The organism is Finegoldia magna ATCC 29328 (assembly GCF_000010185.1).
Taxonomy (GTDB): domain Bacteria; phylum Bacillota; class Clostridia; order Tissierellales; family Peptoniphilaceae; genus Finegoldia; species Finegoldia magna_H.
Genome location: NC_010376.1, coordinates 461,694 through 476,478, shown reverse-complemented (window position 1 = coordinate 476,478; position 14,785 = coordinate 461,694). Strand labels below are relative to the sequence as shown.

General features: G+C 32.1%; 13 protein-coding genes. All 13 read right to left on the bottom strand.

Annotated elements, in window-relative coordinates:
- Window positions 1-129: 129 nt before the first annotated feature.
- Window positions 130-1,497, bottom strand: coding sequence for an MATE family efflux transporter (locus tag FMG_RS02215; protein WP_002837516.1), 1,368 nt, complete (start codon window positions 1,495-1,497; stop codon window positions 130-132).
- A gap of 19 nt (window positions 1,498-1,516) precedes the next feature.
- Entirely contained in the window at window positions 1,517-2,362 is an 846-nt protein-coding gene (locus tag FMG_RS02210; protein WP_012290392.1) for a DegV family protein, read from the bottom strand.
- 12 nt (window positions 2,363-2,374) lie between these two features.
- Window positions 2,375-3,136, bottom strand: coding sequence for an FAD-dependent thymidylate synthase (gene thyX, locus FMG_RS02205; RefSeq protein WP_012290391.1), 762 nt, complete (start codon window positions 3,134-3,136; stop codon window positions 2,375-2,377).
- Entirely contained in the window at window positions 3,136-4,524 is a 1,389-nt protein-coding gene (gene cysS / locus FMG_RS02200) for a cysteine--tRNA ligase (RefSeq protein WP_012290390.1), read from the bottom strand. The genes thyX and cysS overlap by 1 nt, the downstream gene beginning before the upstream one ends.
- 8 nt (window positions 4,525-4,532) lie before the next feature.
- Complete coding sequence (gene gltX / locus FMG_RS02195; RefSeq protein WP_012290389.1) at window positions 4,533-6,002, bottom strand: glutamate--tRNA ligase; 1,470 nt, start codon at window positions 6,000-6,002, stop codon at window positions 4,533-4,535.
- 85 nt (window positions 6,003-6,087) lie between these two features.
- Window positions 6,088-7,485 (bottom strand): MATE family efflux transporter, encoded by a 1,398-nt coding sequence (locus FMG_RS02190; RefSeq protein WP_012290388.1) that lies wholly within the window; start codon window positions 7,483-7,485, stop codon window positions 6,088-6,090.
- Window position 7,486: 1 nt separating this feature from the next.
- Window positions 7,487-8,032 carry a GNAT family N-acetyltransferase gene (locus FMG_RS02185; RefSeq protein WP_002840574.1) on the bottom strand — a complete coding sequence of 182 codons (546 nt, stop codon included), beginning with the start codon at window positions 8,030-8,032 and terminating at the stop codon, window positions 7,487-7,489.
- A gap of 132 nt (window positions 8,033-8,164) precedes the next feature.
- Window positions 8,165-9,826 (bottom strand): hydroxylamine reductase, encoded by a 1,662-nt coding sequence (gene hcp / locus FMG_RS02180; protein WP_012290387.1) that lies wholly within the window; start codon window positions 9,824-9,826, stop codon window positions 8,165-8,167.
- A gap of 88 nt (window positions 9,827-9,914) precedes the next feature.
- On the bottom strand, window positions 9,915-10,568 hold the full coding sequence (locus FMG_RS02175; protein ID WP_012290386.1) for a Crp/Fnr family transcriptional regulator: 654 nt from the start codon (window positions 10,566-10,568) through the stop codon (window positions 9,915-9,917).
- A gap of 83 nt (window positions 10,569-10,651) precedes the next feature.
- Window positions 10,652-11,671 carry a YveK family protein gene (locus FMG_RS02170; RefSeq protein WP_002838803.1) on the bottom strand — a complete coding sequence of 340 codons (1,020 nt, stop codon included), beginning with the start codon at window positions 11,669-11,671 and terminating at the stop codon, window positions 10,652-10,654.
- A gap of 2 nt (window positions 11,672-11,673) precedes the next feature.
- The gene (locus tag FMG_RS02165; protein ID WP_002841428.1) at window positions 11,674-12,966 is read right to left on the bottom strand and encodes a hypothetical protein; all 1,293 of its coding nucleotides are present in this window, start codon (window positions 12,964-12,966) and stop codon (window positions 11,674-11,676) included.
- Window positions 12,967-13,025: 59 nt separating this feature from the next.
- Window positions 13,026-13,967 (bottom strand): 2-hydroxyacid dehydrogenase family protein, encoded by a 942-nt coding sequence (locus tag FMG_RS02160; RefSeq protein WP_012290385.1) that lies wholly within the window; start codon window positions 13,965-13,967, stop codon window positions 13,026-13,028.
- On the bottom strand, window positions 13,967-14,758 hold the full coding sequence (locus FMG_RS02155; protein WP_002838788.1) for a PHP domain-containing protein: 792 nt from the start codon (window positions 14,756-14,758) through the stop codon (window positions 13,967-13,969). The genes FMG_RS02160 and FMG_RS02155 overlap by 1 nt, the downstream gene beginning before the upstream one ends.
- Window positions 14,759-14,785 lie beyond the last annotated feature (27 nt).

Below are 14,785 nucleotides of genomic sequence, written 5' to 3'. Positions count from 1 at the left end.
TTGTAGTTTAACGTTAATATTTCACCATTTTTTTGAGCTTTTATTTATTTTATAAATTTTCATAAATTATTTCAATTTTGAAATATATAGAATATTTCAATAAAAAAAGACCGATGTTTAACATCAGTCTTATCTTTCCCATTGTCCTTGTTTGTATATTATAAATCCTATCAGAACTGTAAGTCCATTGGATACTAACATCGAAATCCAAATTCCTGTAGAACCGAGATTTGTCAAACTCTTAAGTATCATAATAAGTGGAAGTCGTAGAGCCCACAATCTCGCAAGTGACAAATACATTGTAAGTTTTGTTTTTCCAACACCTTGGAAGAAACCATTAATCGCTGAGAAATATCCCATGAAAAATGTAATTATAGCTGAGAAGTACATGTACTCACTAGCTTGTCTCCAAAGTTCAATATCACTACGGTCTTTGATAAACACAGATAATAATTGGTCTTTGAAAAGTAAAATAATTATAGCAGATGCAAGTGAGAAGAATGTTATGATTATATTTGCGCGTTTAAAAATGCTTTTGCTTCTTTCCTTTTTACCTGCCCCTATATTTTGACCTGTGATTGATGTTAGAGCCATTCCAATTCCAATAGCTCCTTGATTGAATATATCGGACAATCTGTTGCCCATAGAAAATGCAGCGAGTGTCGTTGTGCCGTATGATTGAATGAATCCATTAAGAACAGTAAACCCGATAGCTTCTCCACTTGATCCAAGCGATGCTGGAATTGCGATGGAAAATATGTGTTTGATAATTCCCATATCTAATTTGAAGTTTTTGAAGTTGACTTCGATTTCGGATTCTTTTTTTACAACTCTTACAGCAAATACAACCAGTAAAACTTTCGACAAAACAGTTGCCCATGCAGCACCTGCAAGTCCCATGTTGAGACCTGGAATTCCCAAAACATTATCAAAAATGAAGAAAGGATCGATAACGACGTTTGTCACAGATGAAATTGTCGATATAATCGTCATCGATTTGGTTCTTCCTTGAGAATTTAGTATCGATTGATATCCGAAAAAAATCATATCAAACAATAGTCCTAATGAATTTATCGCAAGGAATATGTATGATTTATATTCAAAGCTTCCTTTAGCCCCCATCCATCTGACAATAAATGGTGCTGTGATTAGACCGAGTATACTGAATATTACTCCAAGTACTGTGGTAAGTATTAATGTATGCACAGCGTATATTGAACAGTCTTTTAATTTTCTAGCTCCAAGTCTTTGACTCATTAAAGAAGTAGCCGCAACACTTACTCCCAGTCCAACTGCTATAAACAAATACAGCACAGGCCAAGTAAAAGATGTCGCAGCATAGTCTTCCGAGCTAATTCGAGCTACATATATTCCGTCAGTTATACCATAAAGGGTTTTGATTAGATTACTAATCATCAATGGGATACTTAATTTAAAAATCACATCAGTAATATTTCCATTAGTAATAAATTCAATATTGCTTTTTTTGTTTCCCATTTACTCGCCCCCTATTAATTTATAATTTAAAATAACCTATTCCAAATAATCCTGGTCCAGTGTGAATACTCAATGTAGGTGCAATTTGTCCTTCATAATAGAACTTTGCTCCTTCAATTAAATCATTCATACTTTCCTTGGCCTTTTCCATCGCGCTTTGATTATCACCATTTAATAAAACCAAATAATAGTCTTTGATACCTGATAACTCTTTTTTGACTATATCAATTGCACGATTGATGTTTTTCATTGTTCCACGGTTTTTTTCTACTGTATAATATTCTCCGTCTTCATTACAAGATATTATAAGTTTCAAATTTAATAAATTACCAACGATTCCAGTAATTTTACCTATTCTACCACCTAAAGACAAATATTTTAAAGTATCCAAAGTTATAACTGGTACTGAATCTTTGATTTTTGATTTCATTGTTTCTATTATAGATTCTAATGAAAATCCTTCATCGATTAATTTTCTCGCAAATATTGCAAAAAATCCCGTACCAATCGAAATATTTTTTGAATCAAAAACTTCTACTTGTACATCTTCAACTTGTTCTTTCGCAAGCATAAATGCATTGTACATTCCACTTAGTTTTGAAGAAATGGAAATACAAATAATTTTATCGAATCCTTTATTCTTTATTTCGTTTAATTTGTTAACAATATCCCCAAGAGATGGGATGGATGTTTTTGGAACTTCTCTGTCTATATTTTCATATATATATTTTGGTTCAATAGTGTAATCATTATAGGATGCATCTGAATAGTTTATTTGAAGTGGCATCAATTCAATGCCGTATTCTTCTGCTATTTTTGGTGTAATTTCACTACCTGAATCTGTTAAAATTGCAATCTTTCCCATAATATCTCCTAACTAGTCAAGGCTATTAAAATATTCTCTAACTTGTTTTATTTTACCACAAGTCATCTTTCCTTCTGGACAACTTCCTTTAACACAACCTGGTCCCGCTTTTTTGAAAATTTGCGGGCACACTTTTTTCGCTTCAATAAGCATTAATGTTGCCATTTCTCTTATTTCCCATTGGGCCCTTTGGCAGCATCTTGCTTCGAAGAAATGCAACAATTCACGGGCATTCATTGTCATGACAATTTTAGTCTCAGTTGCATTTGAAAATACATATCTCGCATCTTCAATGGAGCTTTTTTCTGACATTGCTTTCGCTTTCTTCTCATCGATGCCATTTGCGATTAGTTTGTCGTATTCTTCTTGTATCAAAATTTCTGTGAGTTCGTTATAAGCATCGATTGTGTGTTTCATATGTCTTTCGTAGATTTCTAAAGCCTTGGGATTGTTTTTTATTTTTGGAGGGATAATATACTCGTAATTATTCGCTCTCACATATCGTTGAGATTTTTGCGAGTAGCTTGCTAATCTGTGTCTGACCAATTGGTGGGTCAAAGTTCTAGATACACCCTCTATTGCAAAAGTAAAACTAATGTGTTCAACCGGAGACATGTGTCCTAAACCCATTAATTTATCTATGAAATTTTCTACATTTTCATCAGTTAGTCCTTCCTCAATCTCCATGACAGAACTATCTGAATAACAAAGTTTTGCACTTGATGCGACAAGTTTTTGTGCATCTGGAGTGTATCTAATTAGATTAACCTTCATTAATTACTTCTCTCCCATATTACGCCGTCTCTGGTGTCTTTTAACACAATTCCCATAGATAAAAGTTTATCTCTTATTTCGTCTGCTTTTTTGAAGTCTTTTTCTTTTCTTGCAGCATTTCTTTGTTCTATTAATTCTTCTATTTCAGAATCCAAATCATCGTCATCTTCTTTGAATAAAATTCCCAAAACATAAGAAATATCATCCATCAATTTCTTAGCGTCAAGCAAGATATTTTTCGATGTATTTTCATCGTAATTTTTGTTGATATATTTAATGAAATCGAATAATACGCTAATCGCATCAGCTGTGTTGATGTCATCATCCATAGCTTGTTCAAATTTTTCTCTGAATGTTTTTATATTATCATCTTTTTCTTCTTTTTCAGAAGAGTTTTCCAAAATTCTATTTAAGAATTTCTTAGCAGTATACAATCTATCAAGAGAATTTTTCGTAGCTACTAACGTGTCGTGGCTGAAATCAATCGGATTTCTGTAGTGAACAGATAACAACCACAATCTGATAACTTCCAAATCAAATTCTTTTTCAATATCTTTTAACAAGAAGAAATTATTTTTTGATTTGCTCATTTTTTCCTTGTCTACAGTTATCATTGAGTTGTGTAGCCAATAGTTTGCAAAGTGAGCTCCAGTGCATGTTTCTGATTGTGCGATTTCATTTTCGTGATGTGGGAATTGCAAATCTTCACCACCAGCGTGAATATCAATAGTGTCACCCAAAATTGTTTTGCTCATTACAGAACATTCCAAATGCCAACCAGGTCTTCCCATTCCCCATGGACTTTCCCAAGCAGGTTCACTCTCTTCTTTTCTCTTCTTCCACAAAGCAAAATCCATCGGATTTTTCTTTTCGCTGTTGACATCAATTCTAGCACCAGCACGCAAATCATCTATATTTTTCTTGGATAATTTTCCGTAGTCTTTTGCTTTTGTGATATCAAAATACACATTGCCATCGACATTATATGCTGCACCTTTGTCTTCCAAAGTTTTTACAAATTTAATCATTTCGTCGATATATTCAGTAGCTTTTGGATGAATAGTGTCATCTTCGTCGAAATTAAGTCCCGATACATTGTCCAAGTAAGCTTGAATGTATTTCTTAGTTATTTCTCTAAAATCTATATTTTCGTCTTTTGCTTTATTGATAATTTTGTCGTCGATATCAGTGAAGTTGCTTACAAATTTAACATTATATCCTTTGTAAATAAAATATCTTCTCAAAGTATCAAATACCACTATCGGTCTTGCATTTCCAACGTGAATATAATTATAAACAGTAGGGCCACATACGTATATACCGACATTTTTTTCTTTAATTGGTTTGAATTCTTCCTTTTTTCGTGTCAGTGTATTGTATAACTTCATATCTTCTCCTATCTATTTAAAGCTTTGTTAATCCTATCTAAAACTTCTTGTTTTCCTAAAACTACCATAATAGAATCCAAGTCTGGTCCGTGAACATTACCAGTAACTACAGCTCTTGTAGTCATCCACAAATCCTTGCCCTTGATTCCAGTTTTCTTTTGAACTTTTTTCATAACGCCTGATGCAAATTCTTTTTCTATTTCATCAACAGATTCGATTTCTTCTTTTAGTGCGTTCATTAATTCGTCTAATTTTTCGTAGTTTAAGAATTCCTTAGCATCGTCATCCATTTCGTAATCTTTGAACAAGAATTCAACTTTTTCAGTTATTTCTGCCATGTAATCCAATTCTTCTTTGAATAATGAAGCAATCTCTATTAATTTGTATTCTGGATAATCTTCAGAAATCACACCATCTTCAACCAAGTATGGTTTTAACATTGATGCTAATTTTTCATTTTCTATTTCTTTAATGTAATGTCTGTTAATCCAGTTTAATTTTTCTGTGTCGAAAACTCCGCCCGACTTTGAAACTCTGTTGAAATCAAATTTGTGTTTTAATTCTTCCATCGACATAATTTCTTGGTTATCTTCACTTGACCAACCTACTAAAGCTAGGTAATTGTCAATAGCTTCTGGCAAATATCCTTTTTTTCTGAAATCTTTAACTGCAACGTCATCATTTCTCTTGGATAATTTCTTACCTGATTTGTTCAAAACAACTGGTAAGTGAACGAATTCTGGGACATCCCATCCGAAACATTGATACAAATACACGTGTTTTGCTGTTGAAGAAATCCATTCATCACCACGAACAATGTGAGTAATTCCCATCAAATGATCGTCAACTACAACTGCAAAGTGATAAGTTGGAAATCCGTCAGATTTTATCAAAACTTGATCGTCCATATCATTTGTGTTGAAAGTAATCTTACCTTTTATCGCATCGTTAAATGTGATTTCTTTGTTTTCAGGAAGTTTCAATCTAATAACATATTCCTCGCCGTTTGCAATTCTCTTTTTAGCATCCTCAATGCTAATTCCTCTGCAAAGTCCGTCGTATTTTGGCATCAAACCATCTGCTTTTTGTTGTGCTTTTACTTGATCCAATCTTTCTTTTGAACAGAAACAATAATATGCATAACCTTTTTCGATTAATTCGTCGATATATTTTTGGTATAATCCTTGTTTTACTCTGTCAGATTGAATGTAAGGACCACATTCTCCAACTTCAGTTACGTTTCCTTCATCATCAAGGACAACTCCTTCATCTGGATCAAGTCCTGCCCATTTTAATTGTTCCAACAAATTTTCGATAGCACCTTCAACATATCTTGTTCTATCAGTATCTTCAATTCTCAAAAGAAATTTACCGTTATTTCTTTTTGCATACAAATAATTATATAAAGCTGTTCTAAGTCCACCAATGTGTAAAAATCCTGTTGGACTTGGAGCAAATCTTACTCTTACTTCACTCATAATATCCCCCATAAAAAATAAATTTAACTTATTTTATTATATCACAAATCGCCAAATCTCACATTTATTAATACAAATCTGGCAATTATTTCGCCAAATTTTTTACCCAAATTTTCTTTCCAACTAAAATCAATCCCAAAATAACCTTGTATAAATCAATCACAGAAATTATCAAATACATCAATACGACATTTAAATCTGTAAATTTTGCCAATAAAAACGAAAACGGATACGAAATCAAAACAATTCCCACCGAATCAAAAAGCAAAGTCAAAATAGTTTTACCACCACTTCTGAGTGTAAAATATGACGCATTGTACAAAGCAGAAATCCACAAAAACGCTCCACCAACTCTAAGCATATTCGTCGCCATTAATTTTACATCATTAGTTGTGTTGTAAAATTCTGGAAAAAGTGGTGCCAAAATAATCAACACAATTCCAACTACAACTGCTAACATAAATGAGAACACGACTAATTTTCTGTCAGTGTCAACAGCTTCATCGATATTTCCACTTCCCAAAAGTCTTCCTACCATAATTGAAATACAATCTCCCATCGCCAAATTAAACACGATGAAAAGTCCTATAATTGTCTGGGAAATATTATATGCTGCCAAAGCTTCAATTCCTCTTGTAGAATAAGATTGTGTAATCGCAGCAATCCCCAAAGAATACAAAACTTCATTTATAATCAAAGGAATTCCTGCAACAGTTATATTTTTGAAAAGATGAGTGTCTATGTGAAAATTCTTGAAGAAATCAGAATAAAATGTGAATCTAAACTTGTTTTTGTTTGCAAAATAAATAAACAACGATAGTTCCACAAATCTCGAAATAACAGTCGCAATCGCAGCACCTTTGGGTCCTAATGTAGGAAAACCTAAAAGTCCGAAAATCAAAACCAAATTGAACACGAAGTTCACTAACACCGTAATCACACTTGTAATCATAGGAAGTCTTGTCTCTCCATTTACCCTCATTGAAGATGAAATCGACTGTGAAAAAGCAAATGGAATAAATCCTATTGTCATTATTTTTGTATAATCTAGCGCAAATTCCATAGTCGTGGCAATATTTTTTGCAGTATCTGTGTCTGGATTCATAAATAAATATAATAATTTCTCTCCAAAAACCCAGAAAATAAGCACACTAATCACAGAAACAATAAAAGATAACACCACATCAAAATACAAACAGTTTTGCACATTCTTGTAATCTTTTTTCCCTGCAAATTGTGCTGCAAAAATACTCGCCGCTGATACCAGGCCGAAAATCGCCAAGTTAAATACAGTAATCAATTGATTTGCAACAGAAACCCCACTCATTGCAAAAGTTCCAGTCTGTCCAACCATAATATTGTCCAGCATATTTACAAAAGATGTAATAAGTTGCTGAATAATGATAGGAATTGCTAGTACCAACACACCTTTGTAGAAATTTTTGTCCCCGAAAAATTTACTCTTCTTTAATGCTAAATTCAATCTATCCCTCCTTCAAATTTTCTATATAATAATAATTGCAAAGTTTGTTTGTTCCATCAAAATTTTGATACAAATGTTTACTATAAAATTTGAACCCACATTTCTCAATAACTCTTGCACTTATATTATTTTCAACAAAACAACTACAAGAAATATAATCATACTCCAAATCATTTAGCAAATGATTGGTAAAACACGTAACAACCTTCGTCATAATTCCACGATTCCAATAATTTTTGTTCAAACTATATCCGATTTCAACGCCTGTTTTTTCTTCAAATTCTGGTTGTTCAAATAAATAATCGTCCTCGTATATTCCAACGATTCCTATTAGTGTATCTTCCAGAAAAATTCCGTATTCTAATTTTGAATTGATGAATTCTTTTAAAATTTTCTTAGATTGTCTTATAGATTCATGTGGCTTCCATCCAGCAGATGGACCAACTTCTTTTTGAATAGCGTATTCATGAAAATCATCTAAATATTTCATTTCCAACGCTTTTATTTCTATATCTTCACATTTTAAAACAAAATCTTCGTATTTCATTTTTATCTCCAAAATTTTTCAATCTATTTAATAATATATCTTAAAAAAATTTAAGTCAATCGATTTTAAAACAAGATTTCTTCAAACAAAAAAGAGCCCTTTCGGACTCTTAATTAAATGAATTTTCACGAATTATTTTGTTTTAATTCCAAATTTTTCCATATCCTCATCAACTTCTCCAATTGGAGCAATTCCAAAATTTTCTACCAAAACATTGGCTACATTTGGAGATAGGAATGCAGGAAGAGTTGGTCCAAGGTGAATATTTTTAACACCCAAGCTCAAAAGTGCAAGAAGTACAATTACAGCTTTTTGTTCGTACCATGCAATGTTGTAGCTAATTGGCAAATCGTTGATATCATCAAGACCAAAAGCTTTTTGTAAAGCTTGCGCGATGACAACTAATGAATATGAATCATTGCATTGACCTGCATCCAAAACCCTTGGAATACCATTGATATCTCCTAAGTTTAATTTGTTGTATCTGTATTTTGCACAACCTGCAGTTAAAATAATAGTGTCTTCAGGTAATGCTTTTGCGAAATCTTCGTAATAATTTCTTCCTCTTTGTCTTCCATCGCAACCTGCCATTACTACAAATTGTTGAATATCTCCATTTTTAACAGCTTCGACAACTTTGTCTGCCAAAGCCAACACTTGATTGTGCGCAAATCCACCCACGATTTTTCCGTGCTCAATTTCTTTTGGAGATTCGCATTTTTTAGCAAGCTCGATTATTTCTGAGAAATCTTTGTAACCATTTTCATCTGCTGCGATGTGTTTCATTCCTGGATATGCTGCAACACCAGTTGTGAATACTCTGTCTTTGTAAGAATCTTTTGGTGGAATAATGCAGTTAGTAGTCATCAAGATTGGACCGTTAAATGATTCAAATTCTTTGTCTTGTAACCACCAAGCGTTTCCGTAATTTCCTACGAAATTATCGTACTTTTTGAAAGCTGGATAATAATTTGCAGGTAACATTTCGCTGTGAGTGTACACATCTACCCCAGTGTTTTGAGTTTGTTCCAAAAGCATTTCCATATCTTTCAAATCGTGACCAGAAATCAAAATTGCAGGATTATTTCTAACTCCGATGTTTACTTCTGAAATTTCTGGATTTCCGTATGCAGATGTGTTCGCACTGTCCAAAAGTGCCATTGCTGCTGCACCATTTGATCCAGTTTCTAATGTAAGAGCTATCAAATCTTCTACGGATAAACTATCGTCCATTAATTTTGCTAACGTACTTTCCATAAATTCGTCGACATTGTCATCAAATTTTCCCAAAACATTAGCATGTCTATTGTAGGCTGCCATTCCCTTCAATCCGTAAGTAATAAGTTCTCTTAGACTTCTCTTATCGTCATCCAAAGTATTCAACACGCCGATAATTTGTGATTTTAATTTTAATTCGTCATCGTCTTTTTCGTTGTATAAAGCTGCCTTTGACAAATTTTCTTTGTCATCTAATCCCTCAATTAATTTTTGGTTCAAATCAATAGTTTCTTTTACTTTTTCTAACAAATCTTCGTAGTGGAAGTTTGCATTAGTAATTGTAGTAAACAAATTATTGTTGACAAAAGAATGCAAATTTTTGATATCTTTGTTTTCTTTTCTCATTCTAGTTAGGATTTCCCCTAATCCTTTTGTAACCCAAACCAACAAATCTTCAATATTTGCTACATCTGATGTTTTACCGCACACGCCTTTTTTAGTACACGCGATGTTTTTTGCAGTTTCTTGACATTGATAACAAAACATTTCTTGATTTTTTTCGATAGTTTTTTCCATTTTCTTTCCCCCTGATTTTTTATACTTTATGGTTTAATTATAATTAATCAGAAGTGTAGGTTTCTGTAACATAAGTTACATTTGTTTATTACAATAAATTCTCCAATTCTTCTCTGTTTTTAATCTTAATTTCAGATCCATTCAATTCGATAAGACCACTATCTTCCATGCTTAGTAATTCTCTGGATAAAGAAGGCCTTGTAGTAGCCAGAAAATCTGCCATTTGTTGCCTTGTCATGCCAGTGTTTGATACGTTTTCTTTTTCTGTTTGGATTAAAAAAGTTGCGATTTTTTGTCTCAATGAAAAACTAGACAACATTCTCACCTTGCTATTTAAGAAAAAAGCCTTCTCCGCAAGAATTGTTATAAGATTGGTCATAATTTTATTTTTAATTGGAGTTGAACTTTTAGAAATATCGAAAAATCTCACAGGAATTTCGAGAATTTCACAATCAGTGTTACACACTAACGTAAAATCACTGATTTTATTCAAATACGAATATACCTCTGCCATCACTTCGCCATGATTTTTGAAAATATTGACTACAGTGTTCTTCCCATTAATATCCGTCTTTTCAAGACTGAGCTTTCCGCTTTTCAAAACGTAGATTTTATCGCAAATATCTCCCAGAGAAAAAACGAACGAATTTTTATTGTATTTGTTTATTATCGAATTTGATTCAATAAGAAATTGTTCAAATTCTTCTTCTGTAAAATTTTTAAAAAGTTTTGAATTTATCATTTAATCACCATTATTTTTATACCCAATAATTTTTTTTGTACACTAAAAAACGCACCAGAATTTTCATTCTAATGCGTTTGGTTTTAAGCATATGGTAAATATTTTTTGTCGTCTGAATTGTACTTGGATATTTCAACTGCTGCAATTGGATTAATACCCAATGATTTTATAGCTTCCAATGTGTTCTTGATTTCTCCCAATCTTGAATCGCCGTTTTTGTAAAGTACAATTGCATTTTTGATATCTGTTGTCAAATCTGTAAGATCAACCTTTTCTGAAATCGGGCTTACAGCTGTAATTTTCTTGTCAAAATTTGAATTGTAAGCTTTTGCTAAATTGGCAGTATTTTGATTAAAGCTGAATACTCCAATATTATCAAATTTATCAATTCTTCTATTCAACAAGCTCAAAGCGCTACTTGAATTTTCGTCATAATCATTTGAAAGTACACTAACTGTTTCAATTCCCAATTTGTTTTGCAATTGTTCCTTGCTGAAAATGTTAGGGTCTTTGTAATATGAAGCAAATGCATAAGCTAAACCAATCAACATTCCCAAGAATAATCCAATGGCAGTGTCAATTTTATTTACAAGTTGTTTCATTTTTTTCTTAGCATTTGGTGCATCAACCACTTGAATGTTATCTTTTTTCATTGTCTTTTTAGTCAATTCTGTAATAGCTTTCAATGATTCATCCAATACTTTGTTAGTTACATCTTCTCTTTCACTTGAATATTCCATTTCAATGATTGATGTAGATGGAACGCTTTTTACTTTCAAATCTTTTTTCAAATCAGAAGAGCTAACTCCATTTCCAACTTTTTCTGCTACAGTATCTAATACAGCATTTGATTTAAGTAATTGTTCTACATTAGAAACCAATTGTTGATTGATCATTGCATCTACTTTGGAAACAACAGCTCCTTCTTTTTCAAAATCTTCTGGACTTCCCACCATTATTGAAACCTTTGATGAATAAGAGTCCTCTCCCAAAACATTATTAAAAACATTCGCTAATAATGCACATACAAGCATTATTATTATAATGTGTGGCAATTTCCTGATTACTGCTTGCCACGCTTCTTTTAAATTTAATTCTTCCAAGTTTATATCTCCTTAACTTTTTTATCTCTTTTACTCAATAACCACATTAAAAATATGCTCATAATCAATCCGTGATATAGAAGTCCTGTAAGTAAATCCACACTAATAAGATTGAACACAGGCACAATAGTTATCGCTATAGCTACCCATAAAGGCATTTTTTTGTATGAGATTTCGTCCATAATTCCAATTAACCAACCAGTAATTGCAGAATAAATTAACATTCCGTAAAAACCAAAGTTAGCGTATCCATTTGCGATAAATCCTGTATTAACCCATGTGTTTGGATGACCGTAATAAATCATCGAAATCAACGCCTGGATTGGATAATTATATGGATACAATTTTCCACCAAATACCCAAGATTTGTCTGTCAAATACACGAAATCAATATTTTTGAATGCATCATAATATCTGAAATGATTATCTGCAGTTACCATGAAAACACGCCTTACGATTACACTTATAGGTTGCCAATTATCTGTTATTAAATAAAATGCCAAACACAAAAATGTAAGACCAGCTAGTCCCATAGTCATTAAATTTCCAGTGTATTTATTTCCTTTTACGATAGCGATGAAAATTACCAAAACCGGATAAAACAGCATCGATTTGTGTGAAGTAAATCCGAAGAAAAATACTTGGCAAATCAATGTAATTACGGTTCCTAATTTTTTTCTATCCCAAAGGCAGAACACCAACAAAGTTGGGTTGATAATTTTACCATACCAGTTCATAAAATATGCAAACGGACCAGGAAAGATTACTTCCGCGATTTCTCTTCTAGTGTCGTAAACTTTTCTAAAATCGAAATTCAAATATTTAAGTCCGCCTCTCAATATTATCCAAGCAAACATTAATATTCCCACCAGAGCAAAAGCATAAACTATGAAACTTTCGTTGATTTTTTTATCCGAAAAAGATAATCTTAATTTTGGTGAATTGGCGAAAATTTGCATAGTATAAAATGATGCTATTAGCATATACATATATAATCTGGAGAAATCCTTGTAAGGATATATATTTAAACACGGTATGATTATCAAAACATAAAATAGCATCAGATAAAAATCGCTGACTCTCTCTACTTTATGCCTTATCGTATAACACATTATCACAACCAAAGCATATGATTCTATCAGTTTGTAAATATTTAAATTGTTCACAAGGCCCATGTATGAAAACAACGGACTTATTGCATATGAATAGCTCAAATCCAAAAACAATTTAAACATCAATGATAAAAACACAAAAAATCCTTTTGATTGGAACAATGCTTTTATATCATCAGTCATAAATTCCCCTTTTCATTTTTTTACTCAATTAGTATACCATAATTAAACGCGATATTAAACTAATTTACTTTATTTTTAGGGATTTCTCCGTTTTTAAATTGCATAATATTGTCAAAAGTAAACTCTCCCATTTGAACGCGTGCAAGTTTAGTCGCATTTCCCAAATGAGGTGCCAACAAAATATTCTTGGCATTTCTCAATTCATCTGAAATTTTTGGTTCAAATTCGTACACATCCAACGCACAACCAGAAATTTCACCATCGTTTAATGCATCTATCAAATCTTCTTCGCTAATAACTTTGCCACGAGATGCGTTGATTAAAAAAGCGGTTTTTTTCATTTTTGATAATGCTTTTGCATCTATTAAATGATGTAATTCGTCGCTATAAGCAGTGTGTAAAGTTATAATGTCACTATTTTCTAAAAGAAAATCTAAATCTACTTGCTTTGCCCCTTCAACTTCTTTTTTGCTGCGATTGTAGAAAATAACATCCATGTCAAATGCTTTTGCTTTTCTCATAACTTCAGTTCCAATTCTTCCGAGTCCAATTATTCCCAAAGTCTTTCCTTGCAAAGTTTCTCCCAAACCATACACAGGTTTCCACCCTTCAAAAGAGTCATCATAACAATCAGAATTCATCTTCGTGATATTTCTAAGCAAATCTATAATTAAACCAAAAGTTAATTCTGCAGTTGATTTTGTAGATGCAGATGCGGGCGCATTTGTGACAATTATTCCTTTTTCTTTTGCGTAATTAATATCCACATTATCAAATCCAGCTCCGTAATTTGCGATTATTTTCAAATTATTCGCCGCATCAATAATTTCTGAATCGATTTTTTCGCTCAAAGGACACACCAATGCTTCTGAATCTTTTATTCTAGTTTTCAATTCTTCTTTTGACAAAAATTCCAAACTATCATTGTAGTCTACTTCAAAATTTTTTTTGTATTTTTTTATAATTTCGTTTGGAATTCTATTTGTAATCAAAACTTTCATTACATGTCCTCCAATTTTATTGTAGTCATTTTTCTATTTTCAAACATCGCCAAATACTTTGCATCTACGCTTTTTAATAGCTTAAATGCATCATCAAAGTGATATCTGTAATAACTTTCAAAATGAGCATCACTACCAACTGAGAATAATTTGCCTTTCATTTTAATGTATTTTTTAATCGCAAATGTGTAATAGTCGAGGTTATTGTATTGGTATACACTTCTCGTGTTAAGCTCCAACGCTTTTTCATCATTAATGAGTTCTGCAAAAACTTTCGTCAAATATTCATCCACAATATCCATGTTTTTGGGATCCAATCTGTTAAGCCTTAAAGCGTAATCAATGTGAGTTAGAACATCGAAATCTTTGAAATTTTTCATTGCTTCTACCATTTTTTCGTAATATTTTACAAGAAACTCCCTTTGAGAATAATCTTCTGGTTTCGGATTCATAAAATCTTTGCCATCGTATTGATGAACCGATAGAAGTTGAATATCGTAATCTCTACTGCTCACTTTTTTTATTATTTTATCCAAATTTGGGGCAGTGTAACCTATTTCTATTCCTTTTAAAATTTTTTGTGAACTTTTTTCGTTGTGCTCTGCAATTACTTTTACATATTTATCGTAATCTATATCCACATCCTCAACTCTACCATCGTTATAGGTAAATCCATAATCCAAGTGTTCCGTTGTGACGATGTCGCCTTTTACAAGTTTCAAATAATTTTCGAATTTTTCTTTACTATCAAATGAAAATTCTGTGTGACAATGTTGATCTCTATAATACATATTACTCCTTAAATTAATGAAAAGATG